The sequence below is a fragment of the Enterobacter sp. GER_MD16_1505_Eko_090 genome, assembly GCF_003331015.1.
Taxonomy (GTDB): Bacteria; Pseudomonadota; Gammaproteobacteria; order Enterobacterales; family Enterobacteriaceae; genus Enterobacter; species Enterobacter roggenkampii.
This window is the reverse complement of record NZ_PUQF01000018.1, coordinates 1-18017: the sequence shown is the minus strand read 5'-3', so window position 1 is coordinate 18017 and position 18017 is coordinate 1. Positions and strand designations below refer to the sequence as shown.

Here is an 18017-nt window from a genome sequence, read left to right as displayed (position 1 = left end):
ACCTCCCACCGGGAGGGGCAGTTATTACTGATTCAACAGCGCCAGAATGTCCTTCGTTCGGGCTTCCATCAGCGCGGTGTCAGCGCGGGACTCCACGTTCAGGCGCACCACCGGCTCGGTATTGGACGAGCGCAGGTTAAAGCGCCACTGCGGGAACGCCATGCTGATGCCGTCGGTACGGTCAATTTCCAGCGCGTGGATGGCAAAGTGCTGCTCCACGCGGGCAATCGCCTCGGCAGGCTGTGCCAGCTTGCTGTTGATCTCTCCGCTCGCCGGGAACGCCGCCATACGGTCACGCACCAGCTCGCCCAGGGTTTTCCCCTTCAGGCACAGCAGTTCAGTCACCAGCAGCCACGGGATCATCCCGCTGTCGCAGTAGGCAAAGTCACGGAAGTAGTGATGGGCGCTCATCTCGCCGCCGTAGATGGCGTCTTCTTCGCGCATGCGCTCTTTGATGAAGGCGTGACCGGTTTTGGACATCACCGGCGTGCCGCCTGCGGCAGAAACCACGTCGACGGTGTTCCAGGAGAGGCGCGGGTCATGAATGATCTTCGCGCCAGGGTTTTTCTCGAGGAACGCTTCCGCCAGCAGGCCGACAATGTAGTAGCCCTCGATGAACTGCCCTTTCTCGTCGAACAGGAAGCAGCGGTCAAAATCGCCGTCAAAGGCGATACCCATGTCCGCGCCGTGTTCAATCACCGCGTTGCGGGTGTCGTCACGGCACTCCGGCAGCAGCGGGTTAGGAATGCCGTTCGGGAAGTTGCCGTCCGGGGTGTTGTGCACTTTGACGAAGGTCACCGGCACGTTCAGTGCTTTAAAGCGCGCTTCTAGGGCATCGACAACCGGGCCAGCCGCGCCGTTGCCGGAGTTAATCACCAGCTTCAACGGCTTCAGGTTTGCCACGTTGATGTAGCCCAGCAGGTGGTCGATGTACTCTTTCTGCAGGTTGATTTTTTTGTAGCTGCCGCGCTTCGCCTCGTTCACCGGCGGGAAATCATTGGCTTCCGCCAGACGCTGCACGTCGCGCAGGCCGGTGTCGCCGCTGATAGGACGGGCGCCCTTGCGCACCAGCTTCATGCCGTTGTAATCCATCGGATTGTGGCTGGCCGTCACTTCAATACCGCCGTCCACGCCCAGGTGGAAGGTGGCAAAGTAAATCTCTTCGGTTCCGGAAAGACCGATGTCCAGCACGTCCACGCCCGCGTCCTGCAGCCCTTTCGCCAGCGCCAGCTTGAGGGATTCACTGGTCAGACGCACGTCGCCGCCCAGCACGATGGTCTGCGGTTTTAAGTATTCGCCGTACGCGCGGCCAATGCGCCACGCAATGTCTTCATTCAGCTCTTCGCCCAGCTTGCCGCGAATATCGTAGGCTTTAAAACAGGTTAATTTATCCATGATGACCCCTTTTTCAGGCAACAGTCGGTCCTGACCACTAAATGGCCAAATTAATTTTTTTGTCATTCGTAGGCCCGGTAAGCGCAGCGCCACCGGGCATGATGCAGAGAGCTACACTCGCCCGTAGCGGTCCTGGAAGCGCACGATATCGTCTTCTTCCAGATACGAGCCGGAGCGCACCTCAATTAAGTCGAGAGGAATTTTCCCCGGGTTCTCCAGACAGTGCGTCGCCCCCAGCGGAATATAGATGGACTCGTTTTCGCCCAGCAGTTTCACTTCACCATCGATGGTGACTTTGGCGGTACCCGCGACCACCACCCAGTGCTCGGCGCGGTGATGGTGCATCTGCACCGACAGCCCCTCGCCCGGCTTCACGGTGATGCGTTTCACCTGATAGCGGTCACCGGCGTCAATGGAGTCATATTTGCCCCACGGACGGTAGACTTCGCGATGAATATGGTGCTCGTGACGGCCATCCGCCTTGATCTTCTCCACCACTTTTTTAACGTCCTGCACGGCGTTACGGTCGGCAATCAGCACGGCGTCTTTGGTCTGGACCACAACAAGATCTTTTACCCCAACCGTGGTGACCAGGCCGGACTCGGCGTAGACGTAGCTGTTTTCCGTTTTGTGGCTAATGACATCGCCGTGATGGACGTTACCCTCCGGGGTATGGGCGCTGATCTCCCACAGGGAGGACCAGGATCCAACATCGCTCCAGCCCGCATCCATCGGTACCACGACGGCGTCAGCCGTGCGTTCCATTACCGCATAGTCAATGGACTCTTCCGGACAGGCGAGGAAGGCCTCTTCATCCACGCGGATGAAGTCGAGATCCGGATCCACAACCGCCATCGCTTTCTCGCAGGCGCTCAGAATATCCGGGCGATATTTGCGCAGCTCTTCCAGATAGCGTCCGGCGCGGAACAGGAACATCCCGCTGTTCCAGTAATATTCCCCGCTGGCGACATACGCCTGCGCGGTTTCCAGATTCGGTTTTTCAACGAACTGCGCTACGTCAAACGCCACGCTGTCGCCTTCACCCGGCGTCACGTTGCCGCGACGGATGTAGCCGTAGCCGGTTTCCGGCAGATCCGGCACGATGCCGAAGGTCACCAGCTTGCCGCGCTCAGCGTAAGGAATGGCCTTCCGCACCGCGTCGCGGAAGGCCTCTTCCTGCTGGATCACATGGTCTGCCGCCAGCACCAGCATCAGCGGGTCACAGTCCGGGCTACTGCGTTTTGCCGCCAGCGCCGCCAGGGCGATAGCCGGTGCGGTATTGCGTCCGGCAGGCTCCAGGATGATATTTTCTGTGAGTTTGTTCAGCTGGCGCAGCTGCTCGGCAACAATAAAGCGGTGCTGTTCGTTACAGATCACCACCGGGCTTTCACACTCCACGCCGTGGAGACGGTTTACCGTCGTCTGCAGCATGGTGAGATCCCCTTTCAGGCAGAGGAACTGTTTTGGATAGAGCACGCGGGACAGCGGCCACAACCGGCTACCAGAGCCACCAGCCATCACAACCGGATACAAAGTGGTTTGACTCATGATTTATCCCCGTATATCTGCAATAAATTGGCTCAGCACGTTCTCTTTCTCGAGCGTGCGTTCGGCATATTCACGTGCCACCGTGTTCACTTTTGGCATGGCAAGTGCCTGTTCAATGCCGGTGACCAGCGCCGGAACCGATTCCGGCTCTACGCACACCGCAATCCCCGGATAGCTGTCACACAGCTGGCCTAATTCAGTTTCGGCTTCGGCCGTAATCACCGCGTTACCGCCCACGGCCAGAATGTTGGTCAGCTTGGACGGCAGCACCGCATCCGCCGCGCCGCGCTTTTGCACCACCAGATGGCAGTCGCCCATCTTCAACAGCGCAGGCAATGCCTCGTAAGACTGAAGCGGGAAGAATTTCACGTTGGTCAGGCCGCGAACGCTTACCATTTTTTCCAGCCGCGCTTTTCCACCGCCCTGCCCGACAATCACAAACATCCATGGATGTTCGTTCAGCAGTTGAGCCGCCTCGATCACGCTCTCCAGCCCCTGCTTTTCGCCGATATTGCCTGAGTAAAGAATGATTTTTTGATCTTCAGGCAAACCGAGCTGCGCGCGCAGCGCCTGAGCGTCTTGCTCAGTCACGTCGCGAAAACGCGCCACTTCGGACCAGTTCGGGAAGAAGATCACCTTCTCCGCCGGGACACCTTTCTCCTGCGCTTTGTTCATCATGGAGCGCGAGATCGTTGAGACGTAGTCCACGTTGTGTAAGCCACTGCGCTCAAACGCGCTGGCGAGCTTCGCCACCTTGCCGCCTTTGCTTTTGCCTGCCATCCCCAGGCCCAGCATGGCGTCCACTTCATAATCCTGAATGTGCAGCAGGGTGCGCGCGCCGGAGAGTTTGCCCAGCAGGCGCATGCCCGGCGTGCAAAACAGCGTCGGCACCACGCCGATAATGCGATCCGGCTTCCAGCGACGCTGCGCCATCAGCGGGAAGAAGCTGCTCAGGGCAAAGCTGCCGAGATGAATCAAGCGCTTCAGCGTCGAGGGCTGCTTAGGCACATACAGCGGGCAGCGCCAGACGGTCGCTGCACCCTCTTCGCGACGGTAGCGCCAGCTTGAGTAGCGCTCCCCCACTTTCCACTCCGGGTAGTACGGCGGCGCGGTAATGACCCGCACGTCATGTCCCTGGCTCGCCATCCACTCGACCATCTCGCCGGTGTATTTTCCAATGCCGGTTAATTCCGGCGAGTAGTTGATTCCGTATACGAGGATCTTCATAAGCCCGGCACCCCGGACTGACGTTCAGCGAGGAAATAGGCACGGCTGTTGTCATGCACATTGTCGCTCGCCAGCAGCGCCTCTGGCGTCTGCCAGCGGTAGTCGTCATGCTGAGAATCAGGCAGACGCAGGTCTGCCTCACTCACCTTCAGGCGGAACCCCAGCACGATGTAGTGCGTGGAGAACCCGGTGCCCGAAAAGTTATCGTCATAGAAGTGCTGCCAGACCCCGTAAAACCGGCCCGCTGCCATCGGCAACTGCAGGCCCAGTTCCGCCAGAGTGAGACGCTCAAACGCATCGGTCAGCGTCTCATCCTTTTGCACGCGCCCGCCGGGCACGAACCAGAAGCCCTGTGCAGGACGGTTGGTTCGTTTCCCCAGCAAGAACTCGCCGCGTTCGTTCTCCACGATCAAATCAATTGAGATGAGCGGAGTGGAACGCACTACCGTGGCAAAATCTTCCTGACTTAAAAACATCGTTACCCCCGGAAGCGATGCTGGTTTTCCAGGAACCACTGATAGGTGCTGGCCAGCCCCTGCTCCAGTGACACCTCGTGATACCAGCCCAGCTGATGCAGACGGGTCACGTCCAGCAGTTTGCGCGGCGTGCCGTCCGGTTTCGTGGCGTCAAACACCACGCGGCCTTTGTAGCCCACCACCTGCGCGATGGTCTGCGCCAGCTCGCGAATGGTGCAGTCCACGCCGGTGCCCACGTTGATGTGCGACAGCATCGGCTCGGTGTTCTCCTGCCACACCTCGCGATCCAGCTCCATCACGTGAATGCTGGCCGCAGCCATGTCGTCCACGTGCAGGAATTCGCGCATCGGCGTACCGCTGCCCCACACCACCACATCCGGCGCGTTCTCGGCGGTCGCCTCGTGGAAGCGGCGCAGCAGCGCCGGGATCACGTGCGAGTTGCTCGGGTGGAAGTTGTCGTGCGGCCCGTAAAGGTTGGTCGGCATCACCGAGCGATAGTCGCGGTTGTACTGACGGTTGTAGGACTCGCACAGCTTGATCCCGGCAATTTTGGCAATCGCGTACGGCTCGTTGGTGGCTTCAAGCGTGCCCTGCAGCAGCTCGCTTTCAGCGATCGGCTGTTTTGCCATTTTCGGGTAAATACAGGATGAGCCGAGGAACAGCAGCTTGTTCACGTTGTGCAGATGCGCCGCGTGAATGATGTTGCTCTCAATCATCATGTTTTCGTAGATGAAATCCGCCGGGTAGGTGTTGTTGGCTACAATGCCGCCCACCTTCGCCGCCGCCAGATACACCTGGTCAATACGTTCGTTCGCAAAGAAGTCCTGTACAGCACGGCTGTCGAGCAGGTTCAGCTCGTCGCGCGTGCGGACAACCACTTCGACGTCACCGCGCTGTTCGAGCTGGCGAACAATCGCGGAACCCACCATTCCGCGATGACCGGCGACAAAAATACGTTGTTTTGTCATTCTCAGGACTCCAGCGCGATGGCAACCTCGTAGCCATGAGATTTGAGCAGGGAGTGTTTTTTCGCTGCTTCAAGATCTTTGGCTACCATCTCGGAAACCATCTCCTGCAGAGTGGTTTCTGGTTTCCAGCCCAGCTTCTCGTGCGCTTTGGTTGGGTCGCCCAGCAGGGTTTCCACTTCAGCAGGACGGAAGTAGCGTGGGTCAACCTGCACAATCACGTCGCCTGGCTTCACGCCCGGTGCGTCGTGGCCGGTCACGGAAACCACGATGCCCTTCTCTTCTACGCCGGTGCCTTCGAAGCGCAGCTTAATGCCCAATTGAGCGGCAGCCATTTCGACGAACTGACGAACGGAGTACTGCACGCCGGTCGCAATCACGAAGTCTTCTGGCTGTTCCTGCTGCAGCATCATCCACTGCATTTTCACGTAGTCTTTGGCATGGCCCCAGTCACGCAGGGAGTCCATGTTGCCGAGGTGCAGGCACGATTCCAGACCCTGCGCAATGTTGGCGATAGCGCGGGTGATTTTGCGGGTCACGAAGGTTTCGCCGCGACGTGGAGATTCGTGGTTGAACAGAATGCCGTTACAGGCGTACATGCCGTAGGATTCACGGTAGTTCACGGTGATCCAGTAGGCGTACAGTTTCGCTACCGCATACGGAGAACGTGGGTAGAACGGCGTGGTCTCTTTCTGTGGGATTTCCTGCACCAGGCCGTACAGCTCAGAGGTGGATGCCTGGTAGAAACGGGTTTTCTTCTCAAGACCCAGGAAGCGGATAGCCTCCAGCAGACGCAGGGTACCCATGGCGTCCACGTCAGCGGTGTATTCCGGAGACTCGAAGGAGACCGCAACGTGGCTCATCGCGCCCAGGTTGTACACTTCATCCGGCTGCACTTCCTGCAGGATACGGGTCAGGTTGGAGGTATCGGTCAGGTCGCCGTAGTGCAGGTGGAATTTCGGGTTCGCCGCGTGAGGATCCTGATAAATATGATCGACACGTTCGGTGTTAAATGAAGACGCACGACGTTTAATACCGTGTACTTCATAACCTTTTTCCAGCAGTAACTCTGCCAGGTAAGAACCATCCTGCCCGGTAACGCCGGTGATGAGAGCGACTTTAGACATGTTTATATTCCTCTACTTATGAATTTAATCAGTTTCAACGCGTTCGCGTATCACCACTGCGGGGTTGCCACGACAAATTTTATTTGCCGGTAGCGATTTAAAAACGCTGCTGCGGGCACCGACTACCGTGCCATCGCCAACAGAAACACCCGGTGCAACAAAAACATCCGTTGCCAGCCAGCATTTTTCACCGATCACAATAGGCGAAGCGGTAATATCAAAATGCTGACTCATAAAGTCGTGGCTGCCGGTGCACAAATAACATTTCTGTGAAACCACCGAATTCGCGCCAATCGTAATCTCGCCCAGGGTATATAACACCGCGTCATCCCCTACCCAGGCGTAATCCCCAAGCGTTAATTTCCAGGGATAGGTAATTTTCACCGAAGGACGAATGACTACGTTTTTTCCTATTTTCGCGCCAAACAGACGCAATAAAAATGCTCGCCAGCGGTACAGTATTTGCGGTGACCAGGCAAATAGGGTGGACTGAACCGCCCACCATAGCTGCACTTTAATACCGCCCGCCCCCCGAAAACCTTTCGGTACGGAGAAACCGTTCAGATCCTGCATTACGTTTCCTTATATTCAGGCTTTGTTATATAAGGCTTTCGTTTTACTCGTGGTGCGCACGCGTAAAAAATAAGATAATTCCGCCCAGAATCCCGGCACACGTAATATTTTACGCTGCACGTTTTTGGCATCCTGGCACAACTCCAGATTATTCGAGGTTGACACACCACCCATTGAAAACTCAGATACCAGCCCTTTAATTCGGCGGAACGGGTAACCTGACTTATACAGACTGGCGGCCAGTGCATAATCGGATGACACTTTATACTGCAAATCGTAAGGCTGTTTTTTCAGACCTTTTACCGGAAAGAAAATGGCCTGATGGCTGGCGGGTAAGCTGTGGTAGATATACCAGCCCGGCTTCGCGCTGCGGCACACTTTATGTCCGTCGCCAAAATCAAGCAGCGCATCGCCAATATACATGGCGTCCTCTTTCTGGCGCGCCAGCTGGCGGGCAAACAGCGCCACGTCGTCATGGAAGATATCACCCGAATTCAGGAAGATGGCATAACGGCCTTGCGCCATGTTAATGCCTTTGTTCATTGCATCGTAGATGCCTTTATCTTTCTCGCTGATGTAGCGTAAGTTGAACTCACCGTTGAGTTTTTCCAGAAACTCTGCCGTACCATCGTTCGAGCCGCCGTCGACCACAATCCACTCAAAGGTGAGGCTTGGATCGCGCGCCAGGTTGCGCAGCGAGCGCCAGGTTTTTACCACCCCTTCGTAATTACGAAAAGCGACAGTAATGACGCTAAGAAACATAAATCACCTCATTTCGTCATACGTGCGTAATATTAAGCGCTTTGCGCAGAATAAACGGACAGACAATCAAGAAAGCATATTCCGGGCTAAATATTGACCCGGTAAAAAACAGCGACACCGGCGTAAACAGATAAAGCTGCACGCGAAAGTTCTGGTTATCACCAAACGCGTTAATCATCATTTTGAAAACTTTAAACAGATACCACAGCGTCAACAGTACGGCGAACCACGAAAAATAAATAATTAACAGATACAGACCATTGTCTATGGTTTTACCGACATCCGCACCGTTAAAGATTCCGAATGATGCAACATATTCGTAAAGTGAGCCGAATCTTACTACACCATCAATATGGGTTAAGGAATAACCCACCATCACCAGTGGTCCAATGATGCGATAATAGGACGAGGACCCTTCCGTTCCCAAATCACCCAGACGTTCTGAGATGTAGGGGAAGGCAAATATCACGCCCACCATAAATACCGTCAGAGAGATAATCGCCAGCGGCAGTTTTTTCTTAATCGCATCTTTGTTCAGGTACTGAAACGCCCATTCCAGCAGGTAAAACAGGATAAATGTCATTACCCCTGAGAACGATCCAGACAGAACGATTCCTGCAAGAATCATAGCATCGGTCTTAGGCGTTTTGATACCAAACTGTTTGATGCTGAGCCAAATTGAGATTAACGCCAAAGCGAAAAACGCCGGTTCAAAATAGAGGGCCGTGGTACGCTTCCCGCCGAACTTGATGAAGTTCAATACATAGCTGTTGCTGTAAATGAGATATTTCGAAATTATCTCCATCAGGCTGCTGCCGCCGGTAAGAATAATTTGCGCCATCTCCATAGCAGCAAGCATAACAATTAACGCAACGGCAATATAAAAGAACCTGAGGATTTTCCGATAATTGTGCGGAGAGATCGTTTTAAAGCGAATACTCCAGACCATGCCGATAATAATGACAATATAAACAAACAGCATGGTCGAGGTGACGTATTTACTGGCATCCAGCGACTGGCCGAAGATATAGTTAAAAAGCGTCAGGCCCGTACCCAACCCTAAGGCAATCATCAGCTTCTTCAGGTTGATTTTATCGACATACAGCAGAAGCAGAACGGGCAAGAAGGTGACGATGGTTATCGGGAAGCTTTCGCCGAGCTGGGCAATCTTAACGTTGACCAGCAGGTAAATCAGCGGCAGCAGCAGATAACTACAGATTCTGATAGAACGAGACATACTCCTCCAGCATCTGTTGTCCACTGTAGGCCTTGCGGCTGCGGTTGCGGAACGATTCCAGGTCGGTGCCAAAAACGGCCTGAGCGATCTGCGCCTTCGGCAATTGCACCAGCGGCAGAACCTCCTGCTCCGCAAAAGTTTTCCCGCCGGATTTTTCCAGCACCTCACGTGCCGCATCGCTGTGTGTGGCAATCACCGGCACGCCGATAGAGAGCGCTTCACAGAGGATCAGCGGGTAGTTATCCACGCGGGAGCTGAACACCAGCGCATCCATTTCATTCAGCGCGCTCATCAGCTTTCGCTTATCGGTTTCAAACCCGTGGTTCACCACGTTAGCCCCTTCGAACGGTGAAAATTTGCCGAAGGTGTGAAGCTCAATTTTGTCACCCAGCGCCATCATGTCGCGCACCAGTTGCTGGTTGGTTTTCCCGTCGTAACGCAGGTCATGCGCAACGATAGCGATTTTCGGTTTGCCCGTGGTTTGCGCCACCGGCGTCAGGTCGGCGAGAATGGCTTCCGTCGCCACGTCGATACCGTTGTTAATAATCTGGCAGCGCCCTGCCCCGTACAGGCTGTTGAAGGCATCGGCCACGTGCTGGCTCGGGGAGATAAACGTACAGCCGAGCGAGAGCATGTCGCGGAAAAGCTGGCGCTTTCCGGCCACCAGCTTGTGCGCGCGATCCACCTTCACCGGCGGATAGTTGCTCAGCGTCGGGCATTTCTGGCAGTTGTTTTTCCAGCCTTCGCAGCCGTCAGTAAACGCGCAACGGCCGGTTACGCTCCAGTGATCGTGCAGCGTCCAGACGAAGCGGGTGTCGGGCTTGTGGGCCTGCACCTTCTGACAAAACGCCACCACCTCTTCCAGATTCAGCCAGTAGCTGTGGAGCACGTGAAAATGCAGCACAACCGGGCCGGTAGTGCGGGTCACCGTGCGATAAAGCGTATTCAGGTTGCCAAACAGATCGCGGTTAAACAGACGGAACAACGCAATGTTGGCAATCGAGGTCAGGCGCGGCGTGTGCTTATGCACCTGCGGGAAGTTATCGTGACTGACGCTTTTCTTGCCGCCCTTGCCATAGCCATAAATAAAACGAGACTGTAGTCCTTTTTGCAGCGCGCGCTGGTGCAGATCCAGCGCCACCCCTGCCGCTCCGCCTTCTGCGAGGCGTACGTTAAATTGCAGAATATTCATTTAATCACCTTCACGCGGGCTTTTTCTCCCACCACCAGCGCGTTATCCGGAATGGTGTCCAGCACCACGCTGCCCGCACCAATCGTGACGTTGTTACCAATCGTAATGTCGCCAATGATCACCACGTTCGCGCCCAGCTCGACGTTATTGCCAATGACCGGGCAGGCCAGGCTGTCTGGCCCACGGTTGCCAATGGTCACCCCATGGCGGATGGTGAAATCATCCCCGGCGACCACGAACTTGTTGATCACCACCGCATAGCCGTGATGGATGGTAAAGCGACGGCCAATGGTGGCAGCGGCCTGAATTTCATAGCCAAAAAAGCATTCGGTAATGATGCGGTACAGCACCAGCACGGGGGCCGCCCAGATGTTGTTCAGGATATTTTTCTTACGCCACACCGAGCAAAAATGCGCGATGCGGTACGCCAGAACCATGCAGCAAGGGCGCAGGCTCCAGCTGTTAGCGCGGCAATCTTCCAGAAACATTATTTCCCCCGAAGTCCATCAGCCAGGCGCTTGCCGTTACGTATGGACAACAGCGTCAGCAGCGTGCGCCAGTTCATGCGCTTATTGCGGATCTGATAGAGGGTAAAGAGCTGATATTTACGGCTGGCACGGTCAAACTTGTCCTTGTGCTTGCGGTAAAAATGGAAGTAGCCCGAGAACTTCTTCGGCGACGAGGTGATCTGCATCTCCCCGTGGTTGATGTGCAGGATCTGCGTGGCCTCTTCCACTTTCCACGGCTCGCCATACTCCACCACCATCCGCAGGAAGATGTCGTAATCCTGCGCGGCCTTCAGTTCGGTATCGAACAGGCACTCCTTGAAGCGCCACGCCCAGGTGAAGACCTGGTTACCAATGATGTTGCGCTTGTAGAACAGGCGTCGAGAGTACGGTGATTTCGGATAGAGCGGCAGGCTGGCAGGCTGCGAGTACACCTCGCCCTGACAGACATAGTCGTTGGCATACAGGAACGCGTGCGTGACCAGCTGCTCTTTATGCGACAGGAAAATAGACAGGCGGTTCGGCGTCCATTCGTCATCGTCGTCGATGCCGGTCAGATACTGACCTTTGGCCTGCATAATCGCCTGATTTCGTACAGCGCAGGCGCCGGAGTTAATCTCGTTGTGGGTATAGACCACCCGCGGGTCGTTGAGGTCAGTCACGAATTTTTGCAGCTGTTCATACGAGGAAGAGCAGTCATCAACGATGATCAGCTCCCAGTTATCGTAATCCTGACGTAACACCGACTTGATTGCGCGGATCGCCAGCTGCTGACGATTCCATGTCGGCATATAGATTGAAACTAAAGGGCGTTGTGTGGTCATGATCTTCCCCTGATCCCTCACCCCGCCCCTCTCCCCTCGGGAGAGGGTTAGGGTGAGGGGGATTGTTATTTGCTGTCAGACTTATATTCGTACTCGTAATACCCGTAATCCTGGTACCCGGTCGCACGGCGGAAGATGGAGTTCAGGATCACCCCTTTCACCTCAATCCCGTTCTGCTCGAAGCGGCTCAGGCTGGTTTCCACCTCTTTCAGGGTATTCACCGCGTAACGCGCCACCATCAGCGTCGTACCCGCATGGCGCCCCACAACGGCAGCGTCGGTCACGGCCAGAATCGGCGGCGTATCGATCAGCACCAGGTCGTAGTTTTTGCTCGCCCACTCCACCAGCTCGGTAAAGCGTTCGCTCATCAGCAGCTCGGACGGGTTAGGCGGTACCTGACCACGTGGGATCAGGTCAAATTTCGGCACGGTAGTCGGTTTTGCGCTCTGGCTGATGTCACCTTTGCCAAGCAGGATCTCCGACAGACCGTTGACGTTATTGGTGCCCAGCAGCTCGTGGGTGTAGCCCTTGCGCATATCGCAGTCGATCAGCAGCACGCGCTTGTTGGTCTGGCTAACGACCGCCGCCAGGTTGGCGCAGACGAAGGTTTTACCGATTGACGGGCTGACGCCGGTTAACATCAGGACGTTGTTTTTAGCCTGCATCATGGCGAAGTGCAGACTGGTACGCAGGCTGCGTATCGCTTCAATCGCCAGGTCGGTTGGGTTACCCACCGCCAGCAGCTGGCTCTGTTTGTAACGCTTAACGCCTTTGATGGTTTTCACGCTGTCACGGGATTTTTGCCACTCAGACAGCGGAATGCTGGCATAGACGTTGATACCGTTCTCTTCCAGCACCTGCGGGCTTTCGATACCGCGGTTGAACAGCGAACGCAGCAGCACGCCAACGATGGAGAGCATCAGGCCGAGAATAATGCTGCCGAGAATGATCAGCGCTTTCTTCGGCTTCAGCACGCCAGGCTGAGTAATCGCCGGGTCGACGATGCGCACGTCACCCACGGTGCTTGCCTCGGTGATTTTCAGCTCCTGCTGCTTGTTCAGCAGCTGCATGTAAACCTGCTGTCCTGACTCCACGTCGCGGGTCAGACGCACGATCTCCTGCTGCGTTTTCGGCATCGCGGTCACACGGTCATTGAGCTTCGCCTTCTCCTCTTCCAGCGTGCGGCGTTTCTCCAGCAGCGTGCGGTAAGCCGGGTGACGTTTGGTGTAAAGCTTGGAGATCTCCGCCTCTTTGAAGGTCAGCTCGTTGAGCTGAGCGTCAATGTTGACCATCGAATCGAGGACCGATTTCGCCTCCAGCGGCAGGTCGACAGAGTCTTTATCCTGGCGGTAGGCGTTCAGCTTGTTCTCGGCATCATCCAGGCGGGCGCGCACTTCCGGGAGCTGTTTCGACAGGAACGCCAGGCTTTTCGCCGCTTCAGCCGACTTACGCTCAACGTTCTGCTCAAGGTAGTTGCGGGTAATGCTGTTCAGGATGTCGCGGATCTGATCCTTATCTTCCCCGGTAAAGGTCATGCTCAGCACGCCGGTGTCCTTACCGTTTTCGGTGACGGTCAGGTTGTTTTGCAGGTTGTTGATCATCCCCAGCGTGGAGAATTTGGTGACGGTAAACTCCCCACCCTCCTGGGCGTTGATCGCACTGACCATCATGCTGACGCCGTCTTTGCTCAGCATCTGTCCGACTTCACCGCGCGCACTAAAGCCCGCGTCGCTGGTCAACTGATACTGTTTCGGGCCAAGCACCGTCAGGGTAAAGGTCTGATCGGCTGCCCCTTTTGGCAGCACGAAGTCAGTGACCTTCACCGTGTCGTTGCTTCTGCCCATCAGCCGATCCCAGCCCGCACCAAAGATTGGGAAGGTATTTTTGGTGACGGAGATATCGAGCCCAAGGTCGTGAACCGTTTTACCCAGCACCAGACGTGACTGGATGAGCTGGATTTCAGCGTCAGAGGCCGGCGGCTTGTTCGCCAGCGCAGAGCCAATGTCCTGCACCAGCGAGTTACCGGTATTCTGCTCGATCTGCACCAGCGCATCGGCGCTGTAGATAGGGGTGGCGAACAGCGTATAGACGACGGCCGCCGCGGCAAACACGGCGGTAATGCCCAGCACCCACCACTTTGCCTCGATAACCGTGCCAACCAGGCGCCCAATATCAATTTCATCACTGCCCGAAGTCGGGGCGGCAGAAGGTTTTGTTTTTTCTGTCATTGTTATCCCTGCTGAGCTTTCAGTGCCTGCGCCCACTGTTGGGCAGACTGGTCAAGTAAGGTGTAAACCGCCTCGAAAGCCTCATGGCTTTTGCGATATGGATCGGGAATTTCACGCTCATTGTCCCAGTGTCCAAACAGCATCACCTTACCGCGCATCTCCGGAGCGATATCGCACAGCGCTTGAATATGGCGTTTTTCCATCGCCAGAATCAGGTCATACTCACGGCACATGCGGCCAGTGACCTGGCGGGCAACATGCCCGTCGAGAGAGAGGTGATGGTCCCGCGCCACGCTCATTGCGCGCTCATCGGCACCTTTACCGACCAGTGCACCCAGCCCTGCCGAATCAACGGTCAGTTCGGGCTGGTAGTGTTTCAACAACCGTTCAGCCGTAGGGGAACGGCAAATGTTCCCCACGCATACCACCAGAATTTTGTTAAACATCGCGGATTACCAGGTATGAATGTCGCGCGCCGTATCCGTCATGTAGCGAACGCCACTGATGGTTGGCAGCAACTGGTTGATCAGACGGTTCCAGCGGGCAACCGGTGCGGTAGTGACATACACCACGTCGTATGGCTGGAGACGGAACTCCGTCGCCATCACCAGAGAGGTCGCATCGGACATATCCAGCTGGTAGATGTTGGCAATCTTGCCTTTCGCGCTGCCCTCACCTTTCAGCGGACGGATCACGAAGATACCGGTCGCGTTAGAGGTCGTCAGATCGATACCCTCAGCATTGCCCAGCGCTTCGGTCAGCGTCATACCGCTGAAGTCCATCTTGAGGGTGCTCTGTTTCTTCACTTCACCCATCACGAAGACTTTAAGATCGTCATTGCGTGGTACATAGAGGATGTCGCCCGGATAAAGCAGGCGGTTCTGGGTCAGATCGCCGTTTTGCATCAGCGCCTGCAGCGAAATGCGCTGCTCTTTCCCGTTGTGGGTCAGTACCACGTTGCGCCAGTCGGCGCCGTCGGTTAACCCGCCTGCGGCGTTAATGGCGTCCAGCACGGTCAGAGGAACGTTGGTGATGGCCTGCTGACCAGATTTGTTCACCTGGCCGGAGATATAGGCTTTTTGCGAGCGGAATGCGGCGATATTAACGTCCACCTGCGGATCGGCGATGTACTGCGCTAAGCGGCCGGTAATATCACTGCGGATCTCGGCAAGCGTTTTCCCTGCTACATGGACTTTACCAATGTAGGGATAGAACATGGTGCCATCTGACTGCACCCAGTTACCGGTGTCGCTTGAGCTACGGTACTGGCCCGCTGGCGTGGTCAGTTCGGGGTGATCCCAGACGGTCACGTTAATGACGTCTCCAGGCCCTACGCGATACTGGTAGGAAGCAATTTCCTGGTCCAGTGACATATTTGGCTGGGCAACGTTTGGACGTGGGCGTAATTGTTCGACCAGACGAGGCGTAAGTGGATAAACATTCACCATTTTGTCGAGATCAAAATCGGCATCCTGTTGCTTGATCACATCCTTGCCCATTGTAGACATATTGCTTCCGGGAAAGACCGTGCAACCGCTCATCAAGGTCACAGACACCAATAATGGCATCAATTTCATTTTGGAGTTCATCATTGATTATTTATCACTTTGGCAGAGTAATTATCCTGTGCAATTTAAATACGTGTGAATCTAAAATGCATTAAGAATGTAGCTAATTAAATAAAAATATAAGTGGCATCATTCCTAAAAAAAACGCTATTTGGCCAGTCACTGTTGACAACGTAATCATGGCCCACCCACACACATTCAGGCACGCTACCGCCCTTGGCTTCCAGCTACCAATACGCTATAACACAATGAATTACAGGCAAAAAAACCGCAAGAATTTTTTGCTGGTGAAATAAATGAAGCATTCAAAATACGCAGGCACTATTTCGTTAATCGCCCAAAAAAAACATCAATCTTTAACGGGAGATATCCTTTTTTAGGCTAATAATCTTGTAACAGTTAATCCCAAAACAGGCAAGAAAACGGGTTCCGAACGTCAACTTTTAAGAATTTATTTAGAAATGCACTTTATTTTTAAGAATTTCTTTATGTTGACAGCGTTATGATTGAACATCTTTTAATGCGATATTTCTTAATTTTGTTATTTCGGATAAATACAGATTTCCTGGATAAATTAAAACTATTATACCCGCCAGTTTTAATTTAATGATTATTGAGAGAAATCTCATACTGACATTGCATTTTCCCACAGCTTTATCCATGATCGAATTGTGTCATTAGTCATGTTACAGAAGGTATTGCTACTACTATGGAATGGATTGCCGATCCCTCAATCTGGGCCGGGCTGGTTACGCTGGTTGTCATCGAGCTGGTGCTCGGGATTGATAATCTGGTTTTTATCGCCATCCTCGCTGAAAAACTGCCCCCTTCCCAGCGCGATCGCGCGCGCGTAACGGGGCTGCTGCTGGCGATGGTGATGCGCTTACTGCTGCTGGCCTCTATTTCCTGGCTGGTCACGCTCACTCAGCCTCTGTTCTCCATTCACGGTCTGAGCTTTAGCGCCCGCGATCTGATCATGCTCTTCGGCGGGCTATTCCTGCTGTTCAAAGCCACCGTGGAGCTCAACGAGCGGCTGGAAGGCAAAGACAGCGAGAACCCGACCCAGCGCCGCGGAGCAAAATTCTGGCCGGTGGTCGCGCAAATCGTGGTGCTGGATGCGGTCTTCTCCCTGGACTCGGTGATCACCGCCGTCGGGATGGTGGACCACCTTGCGGTGATGATGGCCGCGGTCATTATTGCCATCACGCTGATGGTCATGGCCAGCAAGGCACTGACCCGCTTCGTGAACAGTCACCCGACCATCGTTATTCTTTGCCTGAGCTTCCTGCTGATGATTGGCTTCAGCCTGGTGGCCGACGGTTTTGGCTTCCATATTCCGAAAGGCTACCTGTATGCCGCCATCGGGTTCTCCGTCATGATTGAAGCGCTTAACCAGCTGGCGATATTCAACCGCCGTCGTTTCCTTTCCGCCAATCAGACTCTGCGTCAGCGCACAGCCGACACGGTCATGCGTCTGTTAAGCGGCAAGAAAGAGGATGCGGAGCTGGACGCCGAATCCTCCGCCATGCTGGCCGACCACAGCGACGGGCAGATCTTTGACCCGCAGGAACGACGGATGATTGAGCGAGTGCTCAATCTGAACCAGCGTACGGTCAGCAGCATTATGACGTCGCGGCATGACATTGAGCATATTGACCTGACGGCCCCGGAAGCGCACATTCGCGCCCTGCTGGATAAAAACCAGCACACCCGCGTGGTGGTGACCGGCGGGGAAGCGGAAGAGGAGCTGCTGGGCGTGGTACACGTCATTGATCTGCTCCAGCAGCAGCTCCACGGTGAGCCGCTCAATCTCCGCGCCCTGGTTCGCCAGCCGCTGGTCTTCCCGGAGGGGCTGCCGTTGCTTTCTGCCCTTGAGCAATTCCGTAACGCGCGCACCCACTTTGCCTTTGTGGTGGATGAGTTTGGTTCGGTGGAAGGGCTGGTCACGCTCAGCGACGTGATGGAAACCATTGCCGGTAATCTGCCAAACGAGGTGGATGAGATAGACGCCCGCCACGACATTCAGAAAAACGCCGACGGCTCGTGGACGGCTAACGGCCATATGCCGCTGGAAGACCTGGTGCAGTATGTGCCGCTGCCGCTGGATGATAAACGGGAATACCACACCATTGCCGGTCTGCTGATGGAGTATTTGCAGCGTATCCCACAGCCGGGGGAAGAGGTTCAGGTCGGCGACTATCGGCTTAAAACGCTCCAGATTGAAAACCATCGCGTGCAGAAGGTTCAGCTGATACCGCTGCGGGAAGAGGAAGAACTGGATTTTGAGGTGTAAAAAAGCCGGGTGGCGTTTCTGTATGACCGGATACATAGGTGACAGATCAGACCGGGAACATAGGTAACACTTTTAGTCTATCCGCACCACACTCTG

The 18017-nt window shown here is 55.1% G+C and carries 16 protein-coding genes; 1 reads left to right on the top strand and 15 read right to left on the bottom strand.

The features are described from left to right. Nucleotides 1-24 precede the first annotated feature (24 nt). From cpsG to C6A40_RS18680, 15 genes are all read right to left on the bottom strand, one after another. The gene (cpsG, locus tag C6A40_RS18750) at nucleotides 25-1395 is read right to left on the bottom strand and encodes a colanic acid biosynthesis phosphomannomutase CpsG (RefSeq protein WP_032622651.1); all 1371 of its coding nucleotides are present in this window, start codon (nucleotides 1393-1395) and stop codon (nucleotides 25-27) included. 111 nt (nucleotides 1396-1506) lie between these two features. Then, nucleotides 1507-2943 carry a mannose-1-phosphate guanyltransferase gene (gene cpsB, locus C6A40_RS18745; protein ID WP_114191329.1) on the bottom strand — a complete coding sequence of 479 codons (1437 nt, stop codon included), beginning with the start codon at nucleotides 2941-2943 and terminating at the stop codon, nucleotides 1507-1509. Nucleotides 2944-2946: 3 nt separating this feature from the next. After that, the gene (gene wcaI / locus C6A40_RS18740; protein WP_032652672.1) at nucleotides 2947-4170 is read right to left on the bottom strand and encodes a colanic acid biosynthesis fucosyltransferase WcaI; all 1224 of its coding nucleotides are present in this window, start codon (nucleotides 4168-4170) and stop codon (nucleotides 2947-2949) included. Continuing rightward, the gene (locus C6A40_RS18735; protein WP_045337044.1) at nucleotides 4167-4646 is read right to left on the bottom strand and encodes a GDP-mannose mannosyl hydrolase; all 480 of its coding nucleotides are present in this window, start codon (nucleotides 4644-4646) and stop codon (nucleotides 4167-4169) included. The genes wcaI and C6A40_RS18735 overlap by 4 nt, the downstream gene beginning before the upstream one ends. 2 nt (nucleotides 4647-4648) lie before the next feature. Further along, nucleotides 4649-5614: a GDP-L-fucose synthase gene (fcl, locus tag C6A40_RS18730; RefSeq protein WP_013097874.1), complete on the bottom strand. Its 966-nt coding sequence runs from the start codon at nucleotides 5612-5614 to the stop codon at nucleotides 4649-4651. A 2-nt stretch (nucleotides 5615-5616) separates the two neighbouring features. Beyond that, on the bottom strand, nucleotides 5617-6738 hold the full coding sequence (gmd, locus tag C6A40_RS18725) for a GDP-mannose 4,6-dehydratase (RefSeq protein ID WP_003863514.1): 1122 nt from the start codon (nucleotides 6736-6738) through the stop codon (nucleotides 5617-5619). A gap of 24 nt (nucleotides 6739-6762) precedes the next feature. After that, nucleotides 6763-7311, bottom strand: a complete 549-nt coding sequence (wcaF, locus tag C6A40_RS18720; protein ID WP_023293849.1) for a colanic acid biosynthesis acetyltransferase WcaF — start codon at nucleotides 7309-7311, stop codon at nucleotides 6763-6765. A gap of 15 nt (nucleotides 7312-7326) precedes the next feature. Further along, complete coding sequence (wcaE, locus tag C6A40_RS18715) at nucleotides 7327-8073, bottom strand: colanic acid biosynthesis glycosyltransferase WcaE (RefSeq protein ID WP_008499420.1); 747 nt, start codon at nucleotides 8071-8073, stop codon at nucleotides 7327-7329. A 16-nt stretch (nucleotides 8074-8089) separates the two neighbouring features. After that, nucleotides 8090-9310: a colanic acid polymerase WcaD gene (gene wcaD / locus C6A40_RS18710; RefSeq protein ID WP_008499419.1), complete on the bottom strand. Its 1221-nt coding sequence runs from the start codon at nucleotides 9308-9310 to the stop codon at nucleotides 8090-8092. Beyond that, nucleotides 9285-10502 (bottom strand): colanic acid biosynthesis glycosyltransferase WcaC, encoded by a 1218-nt coding sequence (gene wcaC, locus C6A40_RS18705; RefSeq protein WP_023293848.1) that lies wholly within the window; start codon nucleotides 10500-10502, stop codon nucleotides 9285-9287. The genes wcaD and wcaC overlap by 26 nt, the downstream gene beginning before the upstream one ends. Continuing rightward, entirely contained in the window at nucleotides 10499-10990 is a 492-nt protein-coding gene (wcaB, locus tag C6A40_RS18700; protein WP_008499417.1) for a colanic acid biosynthesis acetyltransferase WcaB, read from the bottom strand. Before wcaB ends, wcaC begins: the two co-directional genes overlap by 4 nt. Then, nucleotides 10990-11832 carry a colanic acid biosynthesis glycosyltransferase WcaA gene (gene wcaA / locus C6A40_RS18695; RefSeq protein ID WP_021241458.1) on the bottom strand — a complete coding sequence of 281 codons (843 nt, stop codon included), beginning with the start codon at nucleotides 11830-11832 and terminating at the stop codon, nucleotides 10990-10992. Before wcaA ends, wcaB begins: the two co-directional genes overlap by 1 nt. Nucleotides 11833-11897: 65 nt before the next feature. After that, the gene (gene wzc / locus C6A40_RS18690; protein ID WP_008499415.1) at nucleotides 11898-14060 is read right to left on the bottom strand and encodes a tyrosine-protein kinase Wzc; all 2163 of its coding nucleotides are present in this window, start codon (nucleotides 14058-14060) and stop codon (nucleotides 11898-11900) included. A 2-nt stretch (nucleotides 14061-14062) separates the two neighbouring features. After that, nucleotides 14063-14506, bottom strand: coding sequence for a low molecular weight protein-tyrosine-phosphatase Wzb (gene wzb / locus C6A40_RS18685; RefSeq protein WP_021241460.1), 444 nt, complete (start codon nucleotides 14504-14506; stop codon nucleotides 14063-14065). A 6-nt stretch (nucleotides 14507-14512) separates the two neighbouring features. Next, nucleotides 14513-15652, bottom strand: coding sequence for a polysaccharide export protein (locus C6A40_RS18680; RefSeq protein ID WP_008499413.1), 1140 nt, complete (start codon nucleotides 15650-15652; stop codon nucleotides 14513-14515). 685 nt (nucleotides 15653-16337) lie between these two features. On the opposite strand from C6A40_RS18680, the gene C6A40_RS18675 reads away from it, so the two are divergent. Beyond that, entirely contained in the window at nucleotides 16338-17921 is a 1584-nt protein-coding gene (locus C6A40_RS18675; RefSeq protein ID WP_008499412.1) for a TerC family protein, read from the top strand. The last annotated feature ends 96 nt before the right edge of the window (nucleotides 17922-18017 follow it).

What these genes read in the sequence shown, in the direction of transcription:
- wcaI (WP_032652672.1), bottom strand. Translation starts at nt 4,170, where the DNA reads ATGAAGATCCTCGTATACGGAATCAACTACTCGCCGGAATTAACCGGC.
- C6A40_RS18680 (WP_008499413.1), bottom strand. Translation starts at nt 15,652, where the DNA reads ATGATGAACTCCAAAATGAAATTGATGCCATTATTGGTGTCTGTGACC.
- cpsB (WP_114191329.1), bottom strand. Translation starts at nt 2,943, where the DNA reads ATGAGTCAAACCACTTTGTATCCGGTTGTGATGGCTGGTGGCTCTGGT.
- wcaE (WP_008499420.1), bottom strand. Translation starts at nt 8,073, where the DNA reads ATGTTTCTTAGCGTCATTACTGTCGCTTTTCGTAATTACGAAGGGGTG.
- wcaA (WP_021241458.1), bottom strand. Translation starts at nt 11,832, where the DNA reads ATGACCACACAACGCCCTTTAGTTTCAATCTATATGCCGACATGGAAT.
- wcaF (WP_023293849.1), bottom strand. Translation starts at nt 7,311, where the DNA reads ATGCAGGATCTGAACGGTTTCTCCGTACCGAAAGGTTTTCGGGGGGCG.
- wcaD (WP_008499419.1), bottom strand. Translation starts at nt 9,310, where the DNA reads ATGTCTCGTTCTATCAGAATCTGTAGTTATCTGCTGCTGCCGCTGATT.
- C6A40_RS18675 (WP_008499412.1), top strand. Translation starts at nt 16,338, where the DNA reads ATGGAATGGATTGCCGATCCCTCAATCTGGGCCGGGCTGGTTACGCTG.
- C6A40_RS18735 (WP_045337044.1), bottom strand. Translation starts at nt 4,646, where the DNA reads ATGTTTTTAAGTCAGGAAGATTTTGCCACGGTAGTGCGTTCCACTCCG.
- wcaC (WP_023293848.1), bottom strand. Translation starts at nt 10,502, where the DNA reads ATGAATATTCTGCAATTTAACGTACGCCTCGCAGAAGGCGGAGCGGCA.
- wcaB (WP_008499417.1), bottom strand. Translation starts at nt 10,990, where the DNA reads ATGTTTCTGGAAGATTGCCGCGCTAACAGCTGGAGCCTGCGCCCTTGC.
- fcl (WP_013097874.1), bottom strand. Translation starts at nt 5,614, where the DNA reads ATGACAAAACAACGTATTTTTGTCGCCGGTCATCGCGGAATGGTGGGT.
- wzb (WP_021241460.1), bottom strand. Translation starts at nt 14,506, where the DNA reads ATGTTTAACAAAATTCTGGTGGTATGCGTGGGGAACATTTGCCGTTCC.
- gmd (WP_003863514.1), bottom strand. Translation starts at nt 6,738, where the DNA reads ATGTCTAAAGTCGCTCTCATCACCGGCGTTACCGGGCAGGATGGTTCT.
- wzc (WP_008499415.1), bottom strand. Translation starts at nt 14,060, where the DNA reads ATGACAGAAAAAACAAAACCTTCTGCCGCCCCGACTTCGGGCAGTGAT.
- cpsG (WP_032622651.1), bottom strand. Translation starts at nt 1,395, where the DNA reads ATGGATAAATTAACCTGTTTTAAAGCCTACGATATTCGCGGCAAGCTG.